The sequence below is a fragment of the Rhizobium sp. 01N447_2 genome (assembly GCF_056399245.1).
On the sequence record NZ_JBFTQY010000037.1, the window covers coordinates 1 to 24,784 of the forward strand.

Annotated in this window: 21 protein-coding genes and 1 pseudogene; 8 read left to right on the forward strand and 14 right to left on the reverse strand. The window is 59.8% G+C overall.

The features are described from left to right. The 3 genes from AC1ECN_RS22765 to AC1ECN_RS22775 form a co-directional block, all read right to left on the reverse strand. Positions 1 to 365 (reverse strand): ABC transporter permease family protein (locus tag AC1ECN_RS22765; RefSeq protein WP_477954152.1); only part of this gene is annotated, 365 nt, incomplete at its 3' end. Next, positions 358 to 1,239 (reverse strand): carbohydrate ABC transporter permease, encoded by an 882-nt coding sequence (locus tag AC1ECN_RS22770; protein ID WP_020047465.1) that lies wholly within the window; start codon positions 1,237 to 1,239, stop codon positions 358 to 360. The genes AC1ECN_RS22770 and AC1ECN_RS22765, both read right to left, overlap by 8 nt. Before the next feature lie 63 nt (positions 1,240 to 1,302). Further along, positions 1,303 to 2,562 carry an ABC transporter substrate-binding protein gene (locus tag AC1ECN_RS22775; RefSeq protein ID WP_027688125.1) on the reverse strand — a complete coding sequence of 420 codons (1,260 nt, stop codon included), beginning with the start codon at positions 2,560 to 2,562 and terminating at the stop codon, positions 1,303 to 1,305. Positions 2,563 to 2,732: 170 nt separating this feature from the next. On the opposite strand from AC1ECN_RS22775, the gene AC1ECN_RS22780 reads away from it, so the two are divergent. The 4 genes from AC1ECN_RS22780 (at position 2,733) to AC1ECN_RS22795 (ending at position 8,527) form a co-directional block, all read left to right on the forward strand. Continuing rightward, positions 2,733 to 3,752 (forward strand): LacI family DNA-binding transcriptional regulator, encoded by a 1,020-nt coding sequence (locus AC1ECN_RS22780; RefSeq protein ID WP_477954154.1) that lies wholly within the window; start codon positions 2,733 to 2,735, stop codon positions 3,750 to 3,752. Positions 3,753 to 4,033: 281 nt separating this feature from the next. Next, the gene (locus AC1ECN_RS22785; RefSeq protein WP_477954155.1) at positions 4,034 to 7,060 is read left to right on the forward strand and encodes an alpha-mannosidase; all 3,027 of its coding nucleotides are present in this window, start codon (positions 4,034 to 4,036) and stop codon (positions 7,058 to 7,060) included. Between the two features lie 148 nt (positions 7,061 to 7,208). Further along, positions 7,209 to 7,931 carry an antitoxin Xre/MbcA/ParS-like domain-containing protein gene (locus AC1ECN_RS22790; RefSeq protein ID WP_027688122.1) on the forward strand — a complete coding sequence of 241 codons (723 nt, stop codon included), beginning with the start codon at positions 7,209 to 7,211 and terminating at the stop codon, positions 7,929 to 7,931. Continuing rightward, positions 7,928 to 8,527, forward strand: coding sequence for an RES family NAD+ phosphorylase (locus AC1ECN_RS22795; RefSeq protein ID WP_130673659.1), 600 nt, complete (start codon positions 7,928 to 7,930; stop codon positions 8,525 to 8,527). The genes AC1ECN_RS22790 and AC1ECN_RS22795 overlap by 4 nt, the downstream gene beginning before the upstream one ends. Before the next feature lie 46 nt (positions 8,528 to 8,573). Here the strand turns inward: AC1ECN_RS22795 and AC1ECN_RS22800 are convergent, their stop codons facing one another. Continuing rightward, positions 8,574 to 9,485, reverse strand: a complete 912-nt coding sequence (locus AC1ECN_RS22800; protein ID WP_477954156.1) for a LysR family transcriptional regulator — start codon at positions 9,483 to 9,485, stop codon at positions 8,574 to 8,576. Between the two features lie 124 nt (positions 9,486 to 9,609). Between AC1ECN_RS22800 and AC1ECN_RS22805 the strand changes: the two genes are divergently transcribed. After that, the gene (locus tag AC1ECN_RS22805) at positions 9,610 to 10,446 is read left to right on the forward strand and encodes an alpha/beta hydrolase (protein WP_027688119.1); all 837 of its coding nucleotides are present in this window, start codon (positions 9,610 to 9,612) and stop codon (positions 10,444 to 10,446) included. A gap of 62 nt (positions 10,447 to 10,508) precedes the next feature. Here AC1ECN_RS22805 and AC1ECN_RS22810 read toward each other — a convergent pair whose 3' ends face one another. Next, positions 10,509 to 11,147 carry a TetR/AcrR family transcriptional regulator gene (locus tag AC1ECN_RS22810; protein WP_027688118.1) on the reverse strand — a complete coding sequence of 213 codons (639 nt, stop codon included), beginning with the start codon at positions 11,145 to 11,147 and terminating at the stop codon, positions 10,509 to 10,511. A gap of 200 nt (positions 11,148 to 11,347) precedes the next feature. Between AC1ECN_RS22810 and AC1ECN_RS22815 the strand changes: the two genes are divergently transcribed. Beyond that, positions 11,348 to 13,810, forward strand: a complete 2,463-nt coding sequence (locus AC1ECN_RS22815; protein WP_477954159.1) for a glycoside hydrolase family 3 C-terminal domain-containing protein — start codon at positions 11,348 to 11,350, stop codon at positions 13,808 to 13,810. Positions 13,811 to 13,903: 93 nt separating this feature from the next. Here AC1ECN_RS22815 and AC1ECN_RS22820 read toward each other — a convergent pair whose 3' ends face one another. The 3 genes from AC1ECN_RS22820 to AC1ECN_RS22830 all read right to left on the reverse strand — a co-directional run bounded on the left by AC1ECN_RS22820 (position 13,904) and on the right by AC1ECN_RS22830 (position 16,268). After that, complete coding sequence (locus AC1ECN_RS22820) at positions 13,904 to 14,440, reverse strand: OmpA family protein (RefSeq protein WP_024321579.1); 537 nt, start codon at positions 14,438 to 14,440, stop codon at positions 13,904 to 13,906. Positions 14,441 to 14,454: 14 nt separating this feature from the next. Then, complete coding sequence (locus AC1ECN_RS22825) at positions 14,455 to 15,129, reverse strand: L,D-transpeptidase (RefSeq protein ID WP_024321578.1); 675 nt, start codon at positions 15,127 to 15,129, stop codon at positions 14,455 to 14,457. A 164-nt stretch (positions 15,130 to 15,293) separates the two neighbouring features. Beyond that, positions 15,294 to 16,268, reverse strand: coding sequence for an alpha/beta fold hydrolase (locus AC1ECN_RS22830; protein WP_024321577.1), 975 nt, complete (start codon positions 16,266 to 16,268; stop codon positions 15,294 to 15,296). 137 nt (positions 16,269 to 16,405) lie between these two features. On the opposite strand from AC1ECN_RS22830, the pseudogene AC1ECN_RS22835 reads away from it, so the two are divergent. Together AC1ECN_RS22835 and AC1ECN_RS22840 are read left to right on the forward strand one after the other, a co-directional pair. Next, a pseudogene (locus AC1ECN_RS22835) lies at positions 16,406 to 17,454 on the forward strand (AI-2E family transporter). Positions 17,455 to 17,779: 325 nt separating this feature from the next. Further along, positions 17,780 to 18,205 (forward strand): CBS domain-containing protein, encoded by a 426-nt coding sequence (locus tag AC1ECN_RS22840; protein ID WP_164582401.1) that lies wholly within the window; start codon positions 17,780 to 17,782, stop codon positions 18,203 to 18,205. A gap of 46 nt (positions 18,206 to 18,251) precedes the next feature. Here the strand turns inward: AC1ECN_RS22840 and AC1ECN_RS22845 are convergent, their stop codons facing one another. The 6 genes from AC1ECN_RS22845 to AC1ECN_RS22870 all read right to left on the reverse strand — a co-directional run bounded on the left by AC1ECN_RS22845 (position 18,252) and on the right by AC1ECN_RS22870 (position 24,713). Further along, positions 18,252 to 19,256 (reverse strand): ABC transporter ATP-binding protein, encoded by a 1,005-nt coding sequence (locus AC1ECN_RS22845; protein ID WP_130690090.1) that lies wholly within the window; start codon positions 19,254 to 19,256, stop codon positions 18,252 to 18,254. Next, positions 19,256 to 20,233, reverse strand: coding sequence for an ABC transporter ATP-binding protein (locus AC1ECN_RS22850; protein WP_130689985.1), 978 nt, complete (start codon positions 20,231 to 20,233; stop codon positions 19,256 to 19,258). The genes AC1ECN_RS22845 and AC1ECN_RS22850 overlap by 1 nt, the downstream gene beginning before the upstream one ends. Further along, on the reverse strand, positions 20,230 to 21,144 hold the full coding sequence (locus tag AC1ECN_RS22855; protein ID WP_477954162.1) for an ABC transporter permease: 915 nt from the start codon (positions 21,142 to 21,144) through the stop codon (positions 20,230 to 20,232). The genes AC1ECN_RS22850 and AC1ECN_RS22855 overlap by 4 nt, the downstream gene beginning before the upstream one ends. Positions 21,145 to 21,148: 4 nt before the next feature. Beyond that, positions 21,149 to 22,123, reverse strand: coding sequence for an ABC transporter permease (locus AC1ECN_RS22860; RefSeq protein ID WP_024321571.1), 975 nt, complete (start codon positions 22,121 to 22,123; stop codon positions 21,149 to 21,151). 128 nt (positions 22,124 to 22,251) lie between these two features. Then, positions 22,252 to 23,862, reverse strand: coding sequence for a gamma-glutamyltransferase (ggt, locus tag AC1ECN_RS22865; protein WP_024321570.1), 1,611 nt, complete (start codon positions 23,860 to 23,862; stop codon positions 22,252 to 22,254). Then, a complete protein-coding gene (locus AC1ECN_RS22870) occupies positions 23,859 to 24,713 on the reverse strand; it encodes an alpha/beta hydrolase (RefSeq protein WP_130673665.1) in 855 nt (284 codons plus the stop codon). Before AC1ECN_RS22870 ends, ggt begins: the two co-directional genes overlap by 4 nt. Positions 24,714 to 24,784: the final 71 nt, after the last annotated feature.

Below are 24,784 nucleotides of genomic sequence, written 5' to 3' on the forward strand. Positions count from 1 at the left end.
ACCGATGGCACCATGCGCGTCACCAGTGCGAAGAGCAGGAAAATGGTGGTGATCCGGCGCCGGTACTGCGTGGCGACGTAAGCGGCAGGCACGGCCACCGAAAGCGAGAGAGCCGTCGTCAGCACCGCGACGGTCAAGGAATTGACGAAGGCTCTCGGCAAGGTGGAGGATCGCAGCACTTCGCGGAAGTTCTCGAACGATACAACGGCCGGAAAGAAGCTTGGCGGGATCTGCTGCACATCAGCCGCGGGCTTGATGGAGGTCATCAGGAGATAGATGTATGGCAGCGCGTAGGATAGCACCAACACGAGGGCTGCCGCGTTGATCAGGATTCCGCTGAGATTGAGGCGGGTAGCTCTACGCATGGACCGGCCTCCATATCTTCCAATAGGCGACTGCCGCCAAAAGCATCATGACGATGAGGAACAATGTTCCTGACGCGGAAGCCTCGCCGAGATCGCCGAACCGAACCATGCGCTGGTAGATGTTCATAGAGAACACTTCGGAAGCATGACTGGGACCACCCTGCGTCTGTATCCAGATCAGGTCGAATGTCTTTGCAGCATCCACGCCCCGCACGATCACCACGACGGCGATCACTGGCCGCATGAGGGGAAGGGTGACATGCCAGAAGCGCTTGAGCGCATTCGCCCCGTCGATCCGCGCTGCCTCCAGCAGGTCTTTCGGGATGTTCGTCAGCCCGGCATAGGACACAAGGGCGACAAAGGAAGTCGTCAGCCAGATGTCGGCAAAGGAAACAGAATAAATGACGATATCTTCGCTGGACAACCATGCGATCGCTTCTGGATCGCTTATCAGACCCAAACGGACGAGCCCGTAGTTCAGAATGCCGATATTGCCGACGAGCAGAAACCGCCAAAGCAGACCCGCGACGATCGGCGGAACCATCAGCGGCAGAGCGAAGATCGTGCGATGCCACCGCGATTGACCGGCAAGCGCCGAAAAAAGCAACGCCGCACAGAAGCCGAACGTGAACTCAAAAAACAGCGCGAAGAGCGAATACTGAACGGTCCGCAGAGCGCTTTCCATGACACGTTTCGACGTCAAGGCATCGACATAGTTCTGCAGGCCGACCCATTCGCGAATATGGGGCGTGATCGTATCGACCTTGAAAAAGGAATCGAATACCAGGAGCCCCACCGGGTAAGCGACCAGCACCCCGAGGATGGCGACTGCAGGCGCGAGCATGCAAAGTACAAATCGGTCTTCACCCGACATGTCCGTCTCCGAAAGCTAAGGGTGGGGCATATTTTGCCCCACGATGTGGAGGAATGTACGAGGCTAGTTGAGAATGTCCTCGATCGTTTCCTTGGCTTCCGCCAGGACCTCGCCGACATCCGCCTTGCAGGTCAGCGCCTGCTGGATAGCCGGGAGAACAGCTTCATCGACGATTTCCTGATATTTTTCATTGATCGGCCGGCCCTGGGTGGCAGGCGCGCTCAGCGTCTCAAGAAGTGGGGGAAAGTGCTCATAGCCGGCCTTGCCTGAATAGCTGCGATAGGCGGAATTCGTCGCGGCAAGGCCGAGGGGAGCTTCGATACCCAGGGCATTATTGGCGATAGCAAACGAGATGAATTTTTTCGCTGCATCCTTGTGCTGGGATGTCGAGGGAACGACGTTGTACCAAGGGCCGGGAACAGCTGCGATCCCGGCGTCGCCGGCCAGCATCGGCATCACGCCGACCTTGCCGCTGACCTTTGAATCCGGAGGCGTCATCTTGTAGGCGTGCGCCCAGAACTTCATCATGGCTGTTTTGCCCTGGTAGAACAGGTTCTGCGCCTCGCCCCAGCCGATTTCGTTTACATTTTCCGGGACGGAATGATCAATGCAATGTGGCGCGATGTAGAATTCAAGTGCCTTCTTGTGCGCCTCGTTGTCGATAATGACCTGTCCGTCCTTATCGAGGATCACCCCTGGCGAACCCGCCTGCAGCACATGCGCCATCCATTCCTCTGAAAACGTGCCGATCGTGTCGGTGCCCCAGAAATCAGTCTTTCCATCGCCGTCAGTGTCACGCGTGAAGAATTTCGCAATGTCGCGCCACTGCTGCCAGGTTTTTGGCGGCGCGAGAGGATAGCCATACTTCGCCTGAAAAGCCTCCTTTTCCTCAGCCTTATCAAACAGATCCTTGCGATAGAACACGATCTCGGCATTGGCCCAGGCAGGCATGCCGATCAGCTTGTCACCGACCTTCGCATCGGCAAGCAAGACAGGCGGCAGATCCGCGCGAACCGCATCGGTGAAAAGAGCCGAGAGATCCTCGATGTGGCTTGCAAACTTCGCATTCCACACGACGTCGATCGTCACGACATCGAACGCGGAAGAGCCAGACGCGATCTCGGCTGAGAATTTGTCAAAGACACCCTGATAGGGAACGACCGTGAAGTTCACCTTGATGCCTGTGTCGGCAGTAAACTTCTCGGCGACCGCCTTCTGCAACATTTCGCCGCCGCCTTCCACCAGAATGTTGATGGTTTCGGCATTGGCAGTGGCGGCCATGAAAACAAGCGCGAGTGCGCTGGCACCAAGCAATTTCTTCATTGATTCCTCCCTGTCGGCTCGCTGCACTTGCACTGAGCCCTCCTTCTTGGTGCGAAGGTAGGCCTCGTATGACGACGTTGTCAATATGGAATGACGACGTTGTCAGAAAAATATGTCGACGTTGTCATGCGTCTGGTTTAAAACGAATCCGGGCAAGGAGATTGGCGTAGATGGTGAGCATAGTCAGCGTCGCGAAAGTGGCGGGGGTTTCCAACAAAACTGTGTCTCGCGTTATCAACGGCGAACCATATGTGACCGAGGAAACGAGGGAGAGGGTCGAAAGGGCAATTCGAGACCTCGGATATGTGCCCAATATGGCCGCGCGCCAAATACGCTCAAGTCGCTCCAACACATTTGGTATCATCGCTGACTACGTGTCGACGACGCCTTATTCAGTGGATATCGTTCGCGGGATCCAGGATTGGGCCAATGCCAACGGCAAGACCATCCTGATGGCAAACACCGGCGGTGCGTCCGAGCAGGAAATTAAAATTTGGAAAATGTTCCAATCGCACCGCATTGACGGTGTTCTCTACGTAACGATGTACCATCGCATCGTTGACCCCGAAACCGGCGACGTCGGTATCCCCACAGTCATGATCAACTGTCGACCTCGCACGAGCGAATTGTTGCCGTCAATCGAACCCGATGACTACCAGGGTGCGCAGGATCTGACACGCTATCTGCTTGAAAGGGGCCATCGAAAGATCGGCTACATCCGACTCAATCCCATTTTGCTTGGCGCGGAACTGCGCCTCGATGCTTGCCGCAAAACCACCGGAGACTTTGGCCTTGCGGAGAGCGACCTTAGTATCCGTCTAGGCATGGAAGGACCGGTTGGAGCAGAGAAGAATTACGTTTTTGCTGCCGCCACCGAGATGCTTCAACAAAAGGATCGACCGACCGCAATCATGAGCGGCAACGACGAAATGGCGATCCAAGTCTACATCGCGGCGATGGCAATGGGTCTTCGGATTCCCGAGGATGTCAGTATTGTCGGCTTTGACGATTTCCGGACGGTTTCCCTGGCGCTGAGGCCGGAGCTGACCACTGCCGCTTTGCCATATTACGATCTCGGTCTGCAAGGTGCGGAATTGTTGAATGGCGTGGTGGCGGGAAGCGAAGTTTGCCCGAGCAGTCGAGTTATGTCCTGCAATTTGGTGGAGCGACTTTCGGTGTGCTCCTTGTAATCTAACCTCACGCACGAGAGCGTCTGGTCGAGCAAGCAAGCTTTCGCAAGAACATGGCGTCACGGTGACACCCGGTAAACCCCGGTAAACCCCGGTTCACTTCTTCCGGGCTTGACGCCAAATCAAAGTTACTTAATCTAAGACTCTGCAAGCCCGCTTGGAGGAGGGGCCGGGCAATCGCGATGTCGGTCGCGCCATCTTCATCTCCCCCAAAACCATGACCACGACCCCAAAAGCATGACGACAAGATTGCCAGCCGTCGATTTTCAACAGGATAAGCCATGCCTCTGACCATTGCCCAGCGCCTCGATCGTCTGAAAGTTCGCATTGCCGAGTTGGCGCATTGGCGAGATCGACAAAGTGCTACGATCGACGGCTGGACTTTCGAGGGCGAGCCGATCGCACATCACCAGGATTGGCCGCACCGCCAGGGGGTGGTGCATTTTGCCGCCACTGCTGAAGCGCCGGAGGCGTGGCCTCTCGCAGATATTCGCCTGCAGCTCGATCTCGGCGGCGAGAGCCTGATTACGCTGAGCTATCCCGATGGCGAGACGGAAACATTCGGTCTCGATCCCTATCATCAGGAATTCCCGGTGAAGGGCCGCCGCTTCTCGATCGCAACAGAAACCGTCGCCCGCTTTCCGTTCGGCGAGCCCAATCGAGCGCCCAAGCTCAACAAGGCGCGGTTTATCTGGCTCGATGGACCGGCTCATCGCCTGCATCTTCTGTTGAAGCAGGTTTCTGAGGCAATCGAGGTGCTGGGCGAGCATGAAGTCGTGCCGCACCTGATGGATGCCGCCGAGCATGCGTTGCGCAGCCTCGACTGGCCGTCGGATACGGCGGCCTATATCTCCCGCACATCCAGCGCCGTCATGCAGCAGAAGATCTGGGAACTGCCGGAACTTGAKGTTAATCCGGCAGGCCTCACAGACGAGCAGAGCGGCTCGGCAGCCGCAGCCTTCAAGGCTCTGACGGCGCGGTTGAAGGAGCTGCAGAAGCGCTTTCCCCCGAACGGAGAATTGCTGCTGACCGGCCATGCGCATATCGATCTCGCCTGGCTTTGGCCTTATCGCGAGACCCAGCGGAAAATGCGGCGCACCTTCAATACGGCGCTCTCGCTGATGGAACGCTCCGACGATTTCCGCTTCAATCAATCGACCGCCCATTATTACGCGCAGATGGAAGAAGAAGACCCGGCGCTTCTCGAGCGCATCAAGAAGAAGGTCGTGGACGGAAAGTGGGAAACCGTCGGCGGCATGTGGGTGGAGCCCGACACGAACATGCCGACCGGCGAAAGCCTCGCCCGTCAAATTCTCTATGGCCAGCGCTATTTCGAAAAGACCTTCGGCACCCGCCATACGGTCTGCTGGCTGCCGGACTGCTTCGGCTTTTCCGGCGCGTTGCCGCAAATCCTGAGACAGGGTGGCATCGACAGCTTCTTCACGATCAAGGTCAACTGGAGCGAGACCAACCATATTCCCTCCGATCTCTTCTGGTGGAAGGGCCTCGACGGCAGCCGGGTGCTGACCCATACGTTCGACAATCCGATGCAGGGTTATAACGGCTTAGTGCAACCCGATTGTTACGTGCCGACATGGAAGAATTTCCGCGGCAAGACGCAGCACGATACTTCGCTTCTGGCCGTCGGTTACGGCGACGGCGGCGGCGGCGTCACGCCGGAGATGGTCGAGCGCGAAGTGCAGTTGCGCGATTTCCCGGCTATCCCGCAGGCGCGATGGGGCACCGTCAAAAGCTATTACGAGCAGGCACACCGCACCGCTGGGGAAAAGAACCTTCCGGTGTGGGATGGCGAAATCTATCTCGAACTGCACCGCGCCACGCTGACGTCGCAAAGCGGCGTCAAGCGCAAGCACCGCCGGGCCGAACGGGCGCTGATCACCGCGGAAACCATCGCTTCGCTGGCGCATATGCTCGGAGCAGGCAGGCCCCGAAGCCTCGAGTCGGATTGGCGCGTGGTGCTGAAGAACGAGTTCCATGACATTCTGCCGGGCTCGAGCATCCGCGAAGTCTATCAGGATGCAGAGCAGGAACTGGACGGCGTCATCGAACATGCCAAGGCCGAACAGGCGGGGGGATTGCAAGCGCTGTCGGCCAAGCTGCCGAAGGGCGGGGTTGGCGATGCCCTCGTCGTCGTCAATCCGTCCCTCGCGCCGAGGCCGCTCAGCGCAACGCTCTCCGACGGCACGGTCGTCGCGACCGCGGATCTCGTCGCGCCCTTGTCCGTCGCGGTTTTCGACAAGGGCTCGCTCAAGCCGGCGGGCGGGCTGAAGGCAGGTCACGACCATCTCGAAAACGACCACCTCTCGGTCGCCATCGGCAAGGACGGGGCGGTGGTGAGCCTCATTCACAAGGCATCGGGCCGGGAAGCGGTCGACGGCTCGGCAAATCAGCTCTGGGTCTATCCGGMTGACAAGCCGCGCAACTGGGACGCCTGGGACATCGACGCGGATTATGCCGAAAAGGCCATCCGCCTCGTTGCGCCTGACAGTATCACCCTCGTTGAAGAAGGGCCGCACCGCGCGGCGATCCGCGTCGTTTACCGTTACCGGAATTCGAGCGTCACGCAGACCTATGTGCTGAAGGCCAACGCCAGGCGGCTCGACATCGAAACGACGATCGACTGGCATGATCGCCGCACACTTCTGCGCACCCTGAACCCGGTCGCCGCGCAGGCCCGCAAGGCGACCTTCGAATGCGCCTTCGGCATCGTCGAGCGGGCTACGCACACGAATACGTCCTGGGAACAGGCGATGTTCGAGGCCGTCGCGCACCGCTTCGTCGATATCAGCGAGCCGGATTTCGGAGTCGCGCTGCTCAACAATGCCAAATACGGCCATAGCGCCCGCGGCAACGTGATCGGCATGAGCCTCGTGCGCGGGCCGATCTATCCGGATCCGCTCGCCGACGAAGGTGAGCAGAGCTTCACCTATGCGCTGATGCCGCATGAAGGTGCCTGGCATGAAGGCGGCGTTCTCGACGAGGCGATTGATCTCAACCAACCGCTCGTCTCGGCTGAATCCAGCGGCCTCTCCGCCGRCACTTTCGCGCCGCTTGCGATCAGCGGCATCCCCGTCGCTTTCTCAGGCCTGAAGCCGGCGGAAGAGGGCGATGGGCTTATCCTGCGTCTTTACGAACCGGCCGGCCGGCGCGGCAGCCTCGCCCTTAGCCTGCCTTCCGGATGGAAGGTATCGCAGCCGCTGAACATTCTCGAAGAGCCGATGGAGCGGAAGGGACCAGCCGACATCATGCCGTTTGAAATCCGGACCTGGAAGCTACAAAAGGCCTGATGTTCCTCCGGGGAGATCACGCCTTGCCGCTTCGATGCCGCGAGGCGTTGCGGGGTCTCACCATAGAGCAAAAGCCGATTAATGAGACAAACTGGACAAATTGGCCATTTGAGACTATATCAGCTCCTCTAAGAATGGAGATAGTTTCATGGCTGGTTCCCATGTGCAGCAGGGTCGTGCTCGTCAGGCGCAGGTTGCCGATCGTGTTGCCGCCAAAGTCGCCGATGTGCTGAGAGCCGACGCTACATTCGAGTCCGGCTCGGTTGCCCTGTCCGCCAGAATTGCGGGAGCGGCGGCGGCGGCCATTGTCGATCTTCCCGTTAGCGTGCGACGCGAACTCAGCAAGCGACAGGGCGAACTTACCCGCCGCATTCGTGGTCTGGTAGAGTCCTTCAGCGATGCACCTGATGGCGGCAAGATCGCGCTTGAAATTCCGAAGGCCGTGGAACCCTCCAAAGGCGAAGGGCTTGGGAAGATCGCCACGGCGGAGGAAGGCGAGCGATTGCTGGACGAGCTTGCGGTTGCCCGCAAGCTCGAAGATTGGGCGGGGCCGGTTGCCGGCGCAAATGAACTCCAGCGCGATTTCGGAATTGCGCGCTCCACCCTCAATCGCTGGCAGCATGCCGGCGAGGTCATCGCGCTGCTGAAAGGAACGAGGAAGCACGTCTATCCGATCGAACAATTCATCGACGGGCGTCCGGCAAAGGGCATAGGAACGATTGCCGCTCTCGTTTCCAATCAGCGGGTAGCATGGCTTTGGCTCAGCCAGCCGAATCCCATGCTGGGCGGGCGCAGGCCCATAAACCTCTTGCAACAGGATCATGCGGACGAGGTCGTCGACGCGGCCCAGACCTATTTCTCCGCGCAATGACGCTCGACAAGGCCGTCCTGCAGCGCCTCGCCGTTCGCGCCGACATCACCGACTATGTCAGAATCATCTCGCGCGCTCACGCCGCGACGCCTCTCGGTATGGGCTTCGGCAAGACGCGGTTTTCGAGCCCGAGGGATAAGTTCCGGTTGCTCTATCTCGCTCAGGATCCCGCGACGGCGATCGCGGAGACGATCGTTCGTGACCGGTTTCAAGGCAAGGCCGAGCGATTGATACTGCGGGAGGAGTTCGACCGCTATTCGATCGCCGTTATCCGAAACCCCAGTCCGCTTTTCCTGCTCGACCTGCGCTACGAAGGCGCAAACCTGCTCGGGGTTTCGACAGATGCCGTTCGAGCCAGGGCACAGACCAGCGGACGCCGGCTCAGTCAGGAAATCTACGATCGCACCGATTTCGACGGCATTCTCTACATGTCCCGGATCACCAACAAGCAGTGCGTTGCCGTCTATGATCGCGCTACGGCCAGCATTGAGGCCGATGGCCCCGCATGGGATCTCATCCGCTTGTCCGCGCTCGGCCCCATACTCGATGCCTTGCACCTCACGGTCATAGGTGGGGGAATGATGTCCAATCGGTGAGAAGGACGCGTGGCGCTGTCGTGCTTCGGCATTCAGCCGAGCTCGATCATCGCGACAAACTTGGCGCTGGTCGAAAAGCGTCGGGTCGGGCGGCAAAGTTCGCAACAACAAAATCCACGAAAGCGCGGACTTTTGGTGAAAGCTGACGATTGGACGGCCAGACGAGCGAGAGCGAGCCATACGGCACCATGAAGGAGGTCAGGACGGGGACCAAACTCCCGGTTCGCGTAGGGGGCTCTGCGACGTAGACAGGCAGATGCGCGATCCCCAAACCGTCCCGTGCTGCCCGTAGCCCTGCGTCCGTATTGTTGAATGTAAGGCTTCTCGGGAAAATTACCCGATCGTATGGCGAGCGGAATGCCCATGGTGCGAGCCGGCCGCTGGACGGGTATTTGAAGTGAATGCAGGCATGTTGGGAGAGGTCATCCGGCGTCTCCGGTTGTCCATGGCGGTTGAAATAATCGGGACTTCCGCAAACGACGAAATGCTGGTCGCCAAGATGGCGGGCAATCAATCGAGCATCGGCGAGCTCGCCACTCCGCACGACGACATCCAGGCCCTCTGCCACCAGGTCTATCATCTTGTCTTCGAAATCGATGTCCAGTTCGATCTCGGCAAAAATAGGCAGGATCGGCATAAGAAGATGGTGCCCGACGATATGCGGCACACTGACGCGAAGGCGCCCCCTTGGACGTTCCCGGCTTCGTGAGATTGTGGCTTCTGCATCATCCATGTCGTCGATGATGCGTTTGTAGCGCTCGTAGAGGACCGCTCCTTCCTCAGTCAGGCTGATACTGCGCGTTGTCCGATTGAAGAGCCGCACGCCCAGCCGGCTTTCGAGACGCGCCACTGCCTTTCCGATCGCGGACGGCGAAACTCCGGCAACCCTAGCGGCTGCAACATAGCTCTGCTGTTCGACGGCGTGAACGAAGGCGACAACGCTTGCGAGAYTCTCCACATTAGCACCTGATTGAAGATATTTTGTCCTTTATGTACGGCCACGAGGTGCCATTGATCAATATTGCATAGAAAATATCCTCTGTCTCGATGCGCGACCAGCCAATATCAAAGGAGCGAGCGGTATGCGGGACTATGCAAAAGAACGACCCGAGCACACGGAAAAATACATCGGAGAGAAYGACTTATTTCTCGAAATATTTCATGCGCACAGCGCTTCGAGGCAGTCCGTTCGGCCGCCTTTGCTCTTCGTCCACGGCGCCTTTACCGGGAGCTGGATGTGGAGCAAATACATTCCTCATTTCATATCGGCTGGATGGAACTCTTATTGCGTCAACCTGCGGGGCCACTACAAAAGCAGGTCGGTGGATTTCACAAAAATCCTGTTTGAAGATTACCTGGAAGACATCCGGCTGGTGATCGCCGAAATCATCAAAGAATGTGGAACCCCGCCCATCGTGATCGGATTCAGCATGGGCGGAATCCTGAGCCAGAAACTGGCGGAAAGTGTGAAGATTGCCGGGCTGGTCTTGATCGATTCCAGCATTTGCAAGGAAGTGCACGCGGAGGCGCCCTATCGCGATCTCGCGTTGCGAATGCCCGGCCTCGTCGTACCTGCTCCCGTGCGCGACGAGCAAATCAGCGTCGATGAAACATTCGAGGATATCGAATTCCAGCGGAAGTACCTGTCAATGGAATCTGCAAAGGCATTCAGCGCATTTTCCTTTCATTTCGGGGCGGAGGGGATTTCCATCAAAGGCGAGAAGATCGCCTGTCCCAGCCTCGTCATTTGCGCCATCAACGACGAATCCGATGAACATCGAGGCCGGGCGACAGCACGTCACATCGGCAGCGAGTATTTAGGTCTCTGGGGTACGACACATACCGGTCTGCTTGTCGGGCAGCGCTATTACGAAGCTGTAAGCCGCATTATGGCCTGGTTGGCACGCTTTGATGGATGAAAGATCTTCCGATGGAGCGTCATCCGCGACCGGCTCCCGAGCGCAGAGTCGCAAGCCAAAACTCAGTCCTCCAGGCCAAGGCTCGCCAGCAGGCGGCTGACATAGGCTTCCAACCCGCCGACCATATCGAAGCGGGTGGGATCGCGCAGCCAGAGCATCTGAAGGCCGTCCATCACGGCGATCAGCTCGGCCGCCATCGCCCTGCCATCGATTTTGCGGTCTATCGAGCCATCGGCGATGGCCCTTTCGAAGGTCGCGGCGATGTCGTCCTGCAGCTGGGTGGCGCGATCGAGAAACCATGCTTTGGCCGGGTGATCCTTCATCAGGCTCTCGGCATTCAGGATGGCGAAGGCCCTGATAACCTCGATCATTTCGGCGTTGCGGCGGAAGACCCCGACCATGCCCTTGAGCAGGCCGCGGAGATCGGAGCGATAGGGCCCGATGTAGCTTTCACATTCGAGATCGCGCTTGTCCAGAATGCCTAGCAGGAGATCGACCTTGGTCGGGAAATGGTGCAGCAGGCCGGGCAGCGACAGGCCGACGTCGCGAGCCACATCGCCGATGGCGGCATTCTGATAGCCGTCTTCGGCAAAGCGCCGCATCGCAGCCGACAGGATCTCCGCGCGGCGCGCTTCGCCCTTGCGAGATCGGCGCCGTCGCTTTTCCTCCTGTCCGGTCTTCGGTTCGAAAAATTCTGCCATCGTCTCTTCCGCCTGCCCCTTCTCCCGCCCTCTATCCATATATCACGGCTCGGCGGTTGACATCTTAAAAATACCGAGTAATCGGTAGGTTTAAGAACTGCCTGGTGCGTAGAGAAGTTGGCGTCGCCACCGGATGAATTGCCCGGGCATGCTCGGCMARCACTTCGCAATGCCCGAATTCCATTGAAGGGGAGGTTTGCATGATCGATTCCATTCTCGACAAGATGACGCTCGAGGAGCAGGTCTCGCTGCTGTCTGGCGCTGATTTCTGGACGACCGTTCCCGTCGAGCGTCTTGATGTGCCGAAGATCAAGGTGACGGACGGGCCGAATGGGGCTCGCGGCGCGGGCTCGCTAGTCGGCGGCGTCAAGGCGACCTGCTTTCCTGTGGCCATCGCGCTCGGCGCCACCTGGAATCCCGATCTCGTCGAGCGCATGGGCGTGGCACTTGCCCACCAGGCGAGGAGCAAGGGTGCCGCCGTGCTGCTCGCACCCACGGTGAATATCCATCGTTCCGGCCTTAACGGGCGAAATTTCGAATGTTATTCCGAGGATCCGATGCTGACCGCGGAACTGGCCGTCGCCTATATCAAGGGCGTACAGAGTCAGGGGATCGCGGCGACGGTCAAGCACTTCGCCGGCAACGAATCCGAGATCGAGCGGCAGACCATGTCTTCCGATATCGACGAGCGGACGCTGCGCGAAATCTACTTTCCGCCCTTCGAACAGGCTGTCAGGCGCGCCGGCGTTATGKCCGTCATGTCTTCCTATAACCGCCTCAACGGCACCTATACCAGCGAGCATGAGTGGCTGCTGACCAAGGTGCTACGCGAGGAATGGGGATTCGACGGGATCGTCATGTCCGACTGGTTCGGTTCGCATTCGACGGCCGAGACGATCAATGCCGGTCTCGATCTCGAAATGCCCGGTCCGGCGCGCGATCGCGGCGAGAAGCTGGTTGCCGCCGTGCGCAAGGGTCGGGTCGAAGCGGCGACCGTGCGGGCGGCGGCGCGGCGGATCCTGCTTCTGCTCGAGCGGGTCGGTGCGTTCGAGAAAAGGCCCGATCTCACGGAGCAGGCAGTCGACCTGCCGGAGGACCGGGCGCTGATCCGGCGTCTCGGCGCAGAAGGCGCAGTCCTTTTGAAGAACGACGGCATCCTGCCGCTTGCCAAGACGTCGCTCGACCGGATCGCCGTGATCGGACCCAACGCTGCGAGCGCGCGTGTCATGGGCGGCGGCAGCGCGCAGATCGCGGCGCATTATACAGTCAGCCCGCTCGAAGGGATTCGAGCCGCCCTTTCGAATGCCAACAGCGTCAGCCACGCCGTCGGCTGCCGCCATAACCGTCTGATCGAGGTGGCCAAGGGAAAGATCACCGTCGAATATTTCAAGGGGCGTGGTTGCCAGGGCAATCCGCTTCACGTCGAGACCGTCGACAAGGGCGAGTTCTTCTGGTTCGAGCTGCCGTCAGGCGAACTCGACCCCGCCGATTTTTCGGCGCGGATGACGATGCAATTCGTGCCGGAGGAGAGCGGCGATCATGTCTTCGGCATGACCAATGCCGGACTGGCCCGGCTCTTCGTCGATGGCAGGCTCACGGTCGACGGCCATGACGGCTGGACACGCGGCGAAAACTATTTCGGCACGGCCAATGACGAACAGCGCGGCACGGTGGCGCTCGATGCGGGCCGAGCCCATGCCGTTACCGTCGAGTATGATCCCCCGGTGGCGAACGGGGAGGGGATCAACCTCACGGCCATTCGGTTCGGCGTCGAAAAGCCCTTGGGCGAGGCCGATATGCAGGAAGCCGTCGAGACGGCGCTGAATGCAGATGTGGCGCTTCTCTTCGTCGGCCGCGACGGCGAATGGGATACCGAGGGCTTGGACCTGCCCGACATGCGGCTTCCGGGCCGGCAGGAAGAGCTGATCGAGCGGGTTGCGGCCGTCAACGCCAACACAGTGGTCGTGCTGCAGACCGGCGGCCCGGTGGAAATGCCCTGGCTCGGCAAGGTTCGCGCCGTGTTGCAGATCTGGTATCCCGGGCAGGAGCTGGGCAATGCCGTCGCCGATGTCCTGTTCGGCGACGTCGAGCCCGGTGGACGCCTGCCGCAGACATTCCCGAAAACGCTTGCCGACAATTCCGCCATGACGGGCGATCCAGCCGTCTATCCGGGTAAGGATGGGTATGTGCGCTATGCCGAAGGCGTGTTCGTCGGCTACCGTCACCACGATACACGCGCTGTCGAGCCGCTCTTCCCCTTCGGTTTCGGCCTTGGATATACGCGCTTCAGCTGGGGTGAGCCGCGCCTGTCGACGAGCGACATGGGTGCCGAAGGCGTGACTGTCAGCATCGATCTGACCAATATCGGCGACAGGGCCGGGTCGGAACTGGTCCAGCTCTATGTGCGTTCGCCAAAGTCCAGAGTGGAGCGGCCGGACAAGGAGCTGCGCGCCTTCGCAAAGCTTTCGTTGCCGCCCGGTGAGACTGGGACGGCCGTAATGAAGATCCTGCCGCGCGATCTCGCTTATTTCGACATCGAGGCCGGGGCCTTCCGCGCCGAACCGGGTGATTACCAGCTGATTGTGGCGTCGAATGCCGCGGATATCAGGTTCATCATCGATCTGCCGTCACCACTCGAACATGTACTGCCACCTTCGTATTAAACGCAGGCTAGCGAGATCCATGTCGTATTCGAGCTGAGCCGGGCCGATAGCGCTTGGCGCCTCTGCGCCAAGCGTTGAGTGGTTCGAGCTGGATCAGACCGCGTCAGGCTGAGCACGCAGATTGGAGACGACGCGCCTGTTCTGGACCTTGCAAGAGCGCTCCGTGCAGTCGCGGACTTCGCGGTCGTTGCCGTAGCCCTTGGCCCACATGCGTCTGGCCTCCACGCCCTTCGAGGCGAGATAGGCCATCGCCGCATCGGCGCGCTTCTGCGACAGCGTCTCCATCTTGGATGCGGAACCGGAATCGTCGGCAAAGCCCTGCAGCTTGAGCAGCCAGGACGGGTTCTTGTTGAGCCAGGCGGCTTGGTTATCCAGGGTTGCCATGGCGACGGAATCGAGTGTTGCGGAATCCTGCTTGAAGTAGATCCGCCGGCCGACATTGAGGATGAAATCCTCTTCGCTGCCCATCGCAACATTCTCGAAACCGGGCGCCGGATCGTTGGTCTGGCCGGTCATCGGCGCCGCAGCAGGTTCTTCCACGGAGGCGATATCGGTGGTGCTGCAGGCGGCGAGCGCCAGGAGCATGGCTGCGGCGGCAAGGCGCCTCACATATCCGGTCGGAGCAGACATCAGGGTGATATTCCTCATTCGACCGGAGTTGTTTGGCTGACCTGCGCGGCATTCTCAGCCTGATCGGCAATATGCGGCAGAACCTGCACCGCGGTGCCGATCGGGCAACGCTGGTAAAGATCGATGGCGTCTTCATTGAACATGCGGATACAGCCGCTCGACGCATCCTTGCCGATGCTCCACGGCTCCAGCGTGCCGTGGAAGCGATAGCCGGTGTCGACGCCGTCGCGATGCAGGTACATGGCGCGGGGACCGAGTGGATTTTTCGGTGAGCCTCCCGCCACGAATTCGGGCAGTTCGGGATGGCGCTTGCGCATCTCAGGCGGCGGCGTCCAGCGCGGCCAAAGCGATTTGCTGTCGATCGTCGCGCGGCCAAACCATTTGAAGCCCTCGCGGCCGACGCCGACGCCGTAGCGGATGGCCGTCTTGTTCTCCATGATCACGTAGAGGAAATGGTGTCTCGTATCGACGACGACGGTGCCGATCGGCTCGCTGCTGAAATATTTGACGACCTGGCGGTGCCACTTCTTGTCGATCTTGGCGAAGTTGGTTCTTCGGAACGTCACGCCATTGTCGACGATGGTGCCGTCGAAAAAGGAAGACGCCGCGGCGAATGCCGGTTTCCGGACTGCACCGGCGCCAAGTAACGCCAATCCACCAAGCACAATATTTCTGCGTGTCCACGGCATCGGCAATATCCCCCTTAAAGCCAAGCAGCGAAGCGTCAGTAAATCAGATTTTTCATTTGCCACAATAGAAAAATCATCTCCACCCTAAAGGCAGAGATCGGGTCGCGGGTCTCCTGTGTCTGGTATTGCCCCATCGTTGCTCTGGAATGCCGCGGCGCTTCGAATTAAAGGGCCGGGGATTCATCTCCTCTGAAGACCGGCATGTACTCTTTGCGAGATGGCGCTTCCGCAACCGCCTGCGAGCCGATGCTCCTCACACGCGGGAGTTCCGTTTCTTGTGCGGATGCCTCCACAAGGTCACCAAGCATCCGTCGCGCCACGGCAGGGACCACATGATGGGGCAAATGCCCGACACCTTTCAGCAATCTGACGATCGGCCCCGGATGCTTCCTGCAAAGCCAATCGATATGCCAGTTCGGTGAAATCACGCGGTCCGCCATCCCGAAGAGAACGTGCAGGGGAAGATCGCCAGGCAGATCTGGAAGGCGCTCCATGTCTCGGTTGAAGGCGCGCAACTCGTCTGCCATCGTGCGGATGGTAATGGGATTGACCACGTGAGAGGCCGGCAGGTCCGAGAGATGAGAAGGCAGGGGATTGGGAAAGGAGGACGACCTCAGGCCTCGATCGAGAAAGAATGCGGGCCACCGGCCGATGACGTGCTGGCGGATCAACGGCCCGACCACCGGGGCGACCGCCGATCTAAGCACAATCAACGGCTTCGGCGGCACTGGCCTGCAACATGGAGAGATGAGAAAAAGCCCCCTGACCAGGTCCGGTCTTCTTGCCGCAAGGTATAACGCGGCTGCGCTGCCGATCGAGTGCGCGACGATCGTCACCTCCGGCAGGTCAAGAGAGGCGAGAAGGTGTTCAAGCCAGAAGGACTGTCCCTCAGGTCCACGCTCAGCCGGTGCAAGCGGCGTGCTCAATCCATAGCCAGGGCGGTCGGGTGCAATGATCCGGAAATCGCTGTTGTCGAAGGGAAACAAAATTTCCTGCGCAAGGCTGCCGCAGCCATGCAGCAGGAGGACTGGAATGCCATGTGGGTTGCCACCGTCAATGATGTGAACATCCTGATCTTCTACGTGAATTGTAGTTCCGAGCGTCGGCTGGACTGATTGCTTCATTAACATGAGCCGCATAACGAAAATCGCAGGTAGAAGTTCCGGCCGGTTGCGAGACGGCGCCTGCGTTATCGCGCCGTTAGGGTGGAGGGGAGGCCCAGCGCTACCGCCGCATCTGTGCTACCATCATCGCGGTCTCGAAGCGGAAAGATCGAATGCTCCTTCAGCGTGTCAGTTTCTATGTGCTTCTGGTCCTCGTGACCATTGCGTTCGTCGCCGTCGTGCTACCGTTCTATTCGGCGATATTCTGGGCAGTCGTCCTCGCTATCATCTTCTTCCCGTTTCACGCCCGTTTGGAGGCCCGGCTGGGTGGGTGGGCAAACCTTGCTGCAGCGCTCTCCGTGCTGATCTGTCTTTGCGTCGTTATCATTCCCGGGCTGATCGTCCTCAGTTCACTCGTCCAGCAGGGCAACCTTCTCTACCAACGCATGGACAGCGGCGAGATCGATGTCCGAAGCTTTATCCAGAAAATGCAGGAAGCGTTGCCCTTGTTCCTCCGCGACTGGCTCCGGAAGATCGAGCTGAATGGCGCCGATACGTTTCAGGATCGCGTTTCCTCGGCATTGATGCAGGGCGGCGGCTTCTTTGCCGGGCGTGCCTTGAGCCTCGGCCAGAACACCCTGCGGTTCTTCGTGACCTTCGGCGTGATGCTCTATCTCCTGTTCTTCGTATTCCGGGATGGGCGTGCCTTGCCGGTGTCATCAGAAGAGCGCTGCCTCTCAGCGACGCCCATACGCTGCGCTTCACTTCCAAATTCACCTCGGTCATTCACGCGACCGTGCGAGGCAATATTATCATCGCCATCATCCAGGGTTCGATCGGCGGGATCGCCTTCTGGGCACTCGGCGTCGAACCAGCCCTTCTGTGGGGCGTGCTGATGAGCTTCCTGTCGCTGCTGCCTGCGGTCGGCGCCGCATTGATCTGGATACCCACGGCCGTTTACCTGGCCCTTGCCGGCTTTTGGGTGAAGGCGATTGTGCTGGTTGCGGTCGGCGCCCTCGTCATCGGTCTTGTCGATAATCTTCTGCGGCCGCGCCTGGTCGGCAGGGAGACCAAGCTTCCCGACTATGTTGTCCTCATTTCCACCATTGGCGGCATTTCTCTACTAGGCATCAATGGTTTCGTGATCGGGCCGCTGATAGCCGCTCTCTTCATCGCCGCTTGGGGGATATTCGTGGAGGAGGAGGGCACGTCGGATTCCTGACGATGCGGCCGGAGCAATTAACGATGGCTTCCGGAACTTTCGTCTCCCTGGCTGGTTTGATAGATTCGAACCATCATCATGTTCAATCGACGCCAACCGTAAGATCGGTTTTGGGGGCCTACGTTACTATAGTGATCCGGGCAAGGTGCGGAAAGTGCGCCACGGACTGCCGGCAGAAGTCCAGGCCCTCTGGTCGGATCCTGATAAGCCCGTTGAAGATGGTTCGAGGAGCGACCAGGAGGAGCGGGCATAAATGGAGCCGCCTCCTTTCGGAACGACTCTCACGTTTGACGTTCCGCTAACCGCACAAGCAGGAGGAAAGACCATGAAAGTGTCAGAGATCATGTCGCGCGATGTAGAAATCGCCAACCCTAGTCAGACGATAGCCGAAATCGCGAGATGCATGGCCGACAGGCAGATCGGCTTCCTGCCGGTCGGCGACAACGACCGGCTCGTCGGGACGATCACCGACCGCGATCTCGTCGTGCGCGGGCTTGCCGACGGGCTCGGGGGCGATGCAAAGGTGCGCGAAGTCATGTCGTGCGATGTCAAATATTGTTTCGAAGACGAAGATGTCGACGACGTGACCCGCAATATGGGGCAGGTCCAGGTCCGCCGCCTTCCCGTCGTCAATCGTGACAAACGCCTAACCGGCGTCATCTCGCTCGGCGATGCGTCCCTGGCGGACACCGCTGCAGCGGGAGCCGGGTTGAAAAAAGTGTCCCGTCCGGGCGGCGCTCATGCACATTAGAACAGGGATGATTGCCTGAAGCAATCAGCGATCCTATCGTTTGAGATCATTCATCGTTGAGGTGGCAAGCCGACAGGTGCCTCGGTGCAATTTCCTTTTTCACCGGCGCTTCCATATGACAGCGATCCATCGCAAACGGGCATCTCGGATGAAAGTGACAGCCTTTCGGCGGGTTTATCGGGCTGGGGAGTTCGCCGTCGACGGGCTTGAACTGCCGCTTGCCGGGTTCGATGCGCGGCACCTCGGCCAAGAGCGCTTTCGTGTAAGGATGATTGGGCCGCCTGAAAACCTCCTCGACAGGCGCCTCTTCGACGATGCGGCCGAGATACATGATCGCAACGCGATCGGAAATATGTTCCACGACGCCGAGATCATGGCTGACGAACAAATAGGTCAGGTCGAGCTTGTCACGAAGTTCCATGAACAGGTTGATGACCTGGGCCTGGATGGAAACGTCGAGTGCCGCGACGCTTTCGTCACAGACGAGGAATTTCGGCTGCACGGCGAGCGCGCGCGCAATATTGACGCGCTGCCGCTGGCCACCGGAAAACTGATGCGGGTGTCGTTTTTTCATAGCCGGGTCGAAACCGGCCAGCATCAAGTATCTGTCGACATAGGCGTCGCGTTCCGTCGAGCGGGCAAGCCGATGTGTTCGAGGCGCCTCCCAGATAAGCTCCTCGACGGTCATGCGCGGATTGAGAGCCGCCATCGGATTCTGGAAGATCATCTGGCTGGCGAGACCGAACTGATGCTGCTCGCCTTTCGACATGGCGCTTCGGTCCATCCCCTTCCAGAGAATTTGGCCCTGGCTTGGCGAGGTGATCCCCGCAATGGCGCGGCCGAGCGTCGACTTTCCGCATCCGCTTTCGCCGACAAGGCCGACAACCTCTCCGGGCCTAATGCTGAGGCTGACATTATCAAGCGCGTGAACGACAGGCGCAGGTTTGGCCAGCTTGAGCTTGAGCGCGATCTTGGCGGCAAGGTCGGGCTTGGCTCCGAAGCGCTGCGACACGTTCCTCGCTTCGATCAGGGGCGTGGCGGTCGCCGTCATCATGCTACCTCTTTCGTTACGGGATGAATGCAGCGGAAGGAGCGATCGCCTTCCGGCATGAGCGCCGGCATGACCAGACAGCCGTCGGTTGCCCGATCACAGCGCGTACGAAAACTGCACCCCTGTGGGAGCCGGTTGATCGCCGGTGTCATGCCGCGGATCTGGCGAAGCGGCTCTCCGCGTCTGTTTTGCGAGGGAACGGACGCGATCAGACCGGCCGTGTAGGGATGGTGAGGATCGGTCAGAACCTTGCCCACCGGTCCGGTCTCCACAAGGCGGCCGGCATACATGACGGCGATCTCGTCGGCCAATCTTGAAACGATCGCCAGATCGTGGGTGATCCAGATCACCGCCGTATTTCCCTCTTCGGTGAGTTTCTGGAATTCGGAGATGATCTGGCTCTGGATCGTCACATCAAGCGCCGTTGTTGGTTCATCGGCGATGATGAGGTCCGGCTTGTGAAGAAGCGCAATGGCGATCGCCACACGCTGGCGCATTCCCCCGGAGAACTGATGCGGGTAGGCGGCAAGCCTTTCTTCAGGGCTTGGTATTCCGACCAGCGCCAAAGCATCCCGCGCCCGCTGCCGGGCGGCATCCTTCGAAACCCGGTCGTGTGCCTGGACGGCTTCCACCATCTGCGTACCGACCGTCAGGACCGGGTTGAGCGTCATCATCGGATCCTGGAATACCATGGCGATCCGCTTGCCGCGCAGCTGCCGCATCTCTTCATCCGAATATTTCGCGATGTCGGCGCCGTCGAAGATGATCCTGCCGCCGGCAACCCGGCCGGGTTTATCGAGGAGCCGCATGATCGAGAAGCCGGTCACCGACTTTCCGGATCCGGATTCTCCCACAAGACCAAGGACCTTGCCGCGCTCCACCGTGAACGACACATCATTGACGGCGCAAAGGCTGGGCCGTCCCCTGCCGTTACCGAATTCGGTGACGAGATTGCTCACTTGCAGCAATGGGGTCATGACATGTTCCTCGGGTTGAGCACATCGCGCAGCCGGTCGCCGACGAGATTGATCGCCGCGATCGTGACCAGAAGGGCAATGCCGGGAAAGAAGCTGATCCAGTAGAGGCCCGTCAGAAGATACTGGTAGCCCGTCGAGATCAGCATGCCGAGCGAGGGTTCGGTCACGGATGCACCGAGACCGAGGAAGGACAAGGTTGCTTCCAGACCGATTGCCCGGGCGATCTGCATGGTGGCGATGACGATGACCGGCGCAAGACAGTTCGGCAGCAGGTGCCTGAAGAGGATGCGCCATCCGGGCAGGCGCAGCATCCGGGCCGCCTCGATATATTCCTTCTCGCGCTCGACCAGAGCGGTGCCGCGGACGGTGCGGGCATAGGTCGCCCACTCGGCGATGATCAGTGCGATCACCACGTTGGACACGCCCTTGCCGAGCACGGCGAGCATCATCAGCGCCATCAAGATGGTCGGAAACGAGAGCTGCAGGTCGACGAGCCGCATCATCGCGGTTTCCGTGCGCCCTCCCATGTAAGCGGCGAACAATCCGGCTGAGGTTCCGATGATGGCAGCAGCAAAAGCCGACAGAACGCCCACCAGCAAAGAGGTGCGCAGGCCATAGAGGATGCCGGACAGGATATCGCGGCCCTGGCTGTCGGTACCGACGTGATAGACAAGCCCGGTCATGGATTCGGACCCCGGCGGCAGCCGTCCATCCATGATGTCGAGCTGCATCAAATCATAGGGATTTTGCGGAGAGATCCATGGCGCAAACAGCGCCAGGCAACAGATGATCACCAGCGCGAGGAAGGCGATCGCGGCTGCCGGAGAGCTGAAGAAATCCGCGATCCCTTTCGACAGACGACTGGGTTCGGGCGCTGGAGCGCTTGTGTCTTGCGTGTTTGGTTCGGCCATGGGGTCAAGCCTTTCCTTCCAGCCGGACCCGCGGATCCAGAAGGGTGTAACAGATATCGATGATGAAATTGAGGACGACGAAAAGCAGCACCATCATCATCAGGTAGGCGACGATGACGGGGCGATCGAGAACATTGATCGAGTCGATGATGAGCTTGCCCATGCCCGGCCACGCAAAGATGCTTTCGGTGACGACCGAAAAGGCGATCAGTGAGCCGAACTCGAGCCCGATGATGGTCACCACCGGGATCATCAGGTTCTTGAGAACGTGCACGGAAATGATCCGCCGCTCTCGCAATCCCTTGGCGCGGGCAAACTTCACATAGTCCTGAGGAAGGACCTCCTGCACGCCGGCGCGGGTCAGCCGAAGAATGAGCGACGTCTTGAACAGAGCCAGGTTGAAGGCGGGCAATAAGAGGTGCCGGATGCCGTCTGCGGTCAGAAACGACCATTGTGCGCCGAGCAGTTCCCGCGTTGGGCCGCGGCCATTCGTCGGCAACCAGCCGAGCTCGACGGAAAACACCATGATCAGCATGAGACCGACCCAGAAGGTCGGAAGCGAGAAGCCCAGAATCGAGCCGCTCATGATCAGCTTGGAGGAAATCCGATTGGGGTAGAGCCCTGCATATAGCCCAAGCGGCAGGCCGAACAGCAGCGCGATGCCGAGAGCCGTGATCGCCAGTTCGAGCGTTGCCGGGAGACGTTCGAGGATCAGACCGAGCGCCGGCCGCCCATAAACGAAGCTGTTGCCGAAGTCCCCGTGCAGAAGTCCCTGAAGAAACAGCAGATACTGTTTCCACAGCGGCTGATCCAGACCGTAATGCGCGATGACGAGTGCCCGCTCGGCCTGATTGGCGTCCGGGTTAATCAGGATGTCGACCGGGTTGCCGATCACATTGACGCCGATGAAGACAATGATCGTCATCGCGACAACGACGAACAGCGCCTGTATCAACCGCCTGATGATGGATGTGACCATTGAACCTCTCCCTACAGCGCCGCTCGTCTTTTCGAGAGCCGCAGGACGCTGTAACGTTTTGAATCGACGTCTTTGTTTCTACGCACGTCGTTGTCGCAAAACCGCTGCGCACTTTTGCGCGACATGCTTTAAGCGACGGAGATCGCCATCCCGTCGCGCTGCGGATCGGCCGCGCCTTTCGAGATGCCGCCGTCAATCTTGATCGCGTGGACTGCGGCGAACGCATATGTCTGCGGCGACCGCGCCACCGGGTAGCCCTGCGCCCGCAGCTCGTCTTCGACAGAGTGTCGAATGCGATTGCAGATGTCGATCGTATTTGACACCCCTACGATCCTCGGCGCCGAGACGGCTTCGAGCACGGACATGTCGAAATCGATCATGTTCATCAGGCATTGCGCAACGGCGGGCGCAATATAGCTGCCGCCTGGCGCTCCGATGACGATGCTGGGTTCGTCGCCCTTAAAGACGATCGTCGGCGCCGCCGAGCTGGGACGCCGCTTGCCGGGCGCGATGGAGCCGGGCTTACCGGGAAGCGGATTGAAGCGGCTCATCGTGCCATTGTACATGAAGCCGAGGCCGTCGGTGATCGCGCCCGAGGGACTGCCGAGGGTGTGGGTCATCGCGACGGCATTGCCGTCCTTGTCGATCACCGAGATGTGGGTGGTGTCGCGCTGCGACCCATCAAGGCGCGATACGCTGGCGATCTCGCCCGCCTTGATCGCGCCGGCATGCACCTTTGCATGCTCTTTCGACAGCAGCTTTTCATAGGGCACGTCGACATAGGCGGGATCGCCCATATGCGCGTCCTTGTCGATCGTCATCCGCTTCATGGCTTCGAACAGGATGCGGACATGTTCGGCGCTGCCATGCTGCAGCGAGCCGACATCGAACTGCTCCATGATATGCAGGAGTTCCAGCATCGGGAAGCCCGAGCCTGGCGGAGGCGAGGTGGCGATGCGGTTGCCGCGGTAGTCGCCCCAAACCGGCTCTACCTTCGACAATTCGTAGCGCGCCAGATCCTGCCGATCGATCAAGCCGCCATTTTCCTTAAAATCGCCGGCGATCTGTTCGGCCAGTTCGCCGTGATAGAAGATGTCCGAGCCGCCGCTTCGCGCGATGCGTTCGAGGGTCTCTGCCATGTCCTTGTTGACGAGCAGGTCGCCGACATTCTTGAGCGTGCCGTCGTCGTGGAAATAGACTTTCCGGCCCGTTTCAGAAAAGCGCAGCTTGTCGAGCGTGTTGGCAAAACCGTCGTTCGACTGGTCCTTGGCCCAATACCAGTGCATGTGGTTTCGGATCATGAAACCGTTACGGGCAAGGCGGATGGCCGGTTTGATGAGATCGGCCCAATCGAAGGTGCCGTAGTCGCGCAGCGCGGTCTCATAGCCCTTGAGCGAGCCCGGAGTGCAGACGGCAAGGTAGCCGATATCGGAAATATTGCCTTCAAGCACGTAGCCGAAGCCGTCGCGGCTCTGGTGCTTGATCTTGTCGAGCCACATGTCCGGCGCAGCCTTCAACGGCGCGCGCGCATAAAATTCGAGGATCTCGTGCATGCCCTTTTTCGGCATGTAGACATGCATGGAGCCGAAGCCGCCGATGCCGGCCATTTGTGGGTCGACCACGCCCTGGACGAAAGCACAGGCAAGTGCTGCGTCGATGGCATTGCCGCCGCGTTCGAGAACTTCGGCGCCGGCTTCGACGGCCTCCGGCTGAGGCGCTACGATCGTTGCATTTCTCATTTTGCGCGACTACCCTCCAGCACCTTTGCCAGGAAGGCCTTGACGTAGCCCAGAACTTTCATCCGGTCGTGAGAGACGCCCGGAACACGATCGAACGTCACATCGACACCCGCTTTGCGGAATGAGCTCGCCAAGGCGGCAAGGCGTTCGGGCCGCGTTTTGCCGGCGTCATTTGCGCCATCCATATAATATTTGCCACCCGGCTTGTGGGTGATTTCCCAGGTCTCCAGATCGGCGTCGCCGACGATCATATGCACCGGCACCTTGGCGAGATCTTCGGGTCGGAAGGCCTTGCCGAAGCGCGCCTCCAGATCCCGAATGCCGACCCACCAGTCACGCGTCGGATCCAGAAGAGTGACGGAACCAGGTGCGCCAATCGATGCCGCCCAGAGCTTTTCCGGATGCAGGATGGTGAAACGGTGCACGAAATGCCCGCCACCGGAGAAGCCGAACATGGCGAATTTGGACCAGTCCTGGCGGTATTTGTCGGCCATCTCCACGACCATGGCAAGGACGACCTGATCGTAGCGGATGTCGCCTTCCTCAAGAAACTTGTAGCCGGAACGCGCACCATCGCCGAGAACGCCAACCGGGAAGATCGGGCAAAGGATGGCACAGTCGTTGTAGAGCCCGAATTCGGCAAAACCGTCGCGGAAGTCGATGGCCGACGTGCGCCCGGTGCCGTGGACCGCGACCAGGAGGTCGAGCTTGCGGCCGTCTGCCGCCGTCGGTGGCACATAAAGCACCATATGGAGGCGGGGATCGGCCTGAGAGGCGAAGATGGCCGTCTGGCCATAGTCATAGATGGCCTTCGCCCGGGCGACGGCATCGCCCGTTCCAAGTTCCTGCATGAATGTCTCCTGGGAGATGAAGAAAGGGACGGCCCTGGTGCGGCCCCATGCTGCTGTTAAACCGCGTCGCA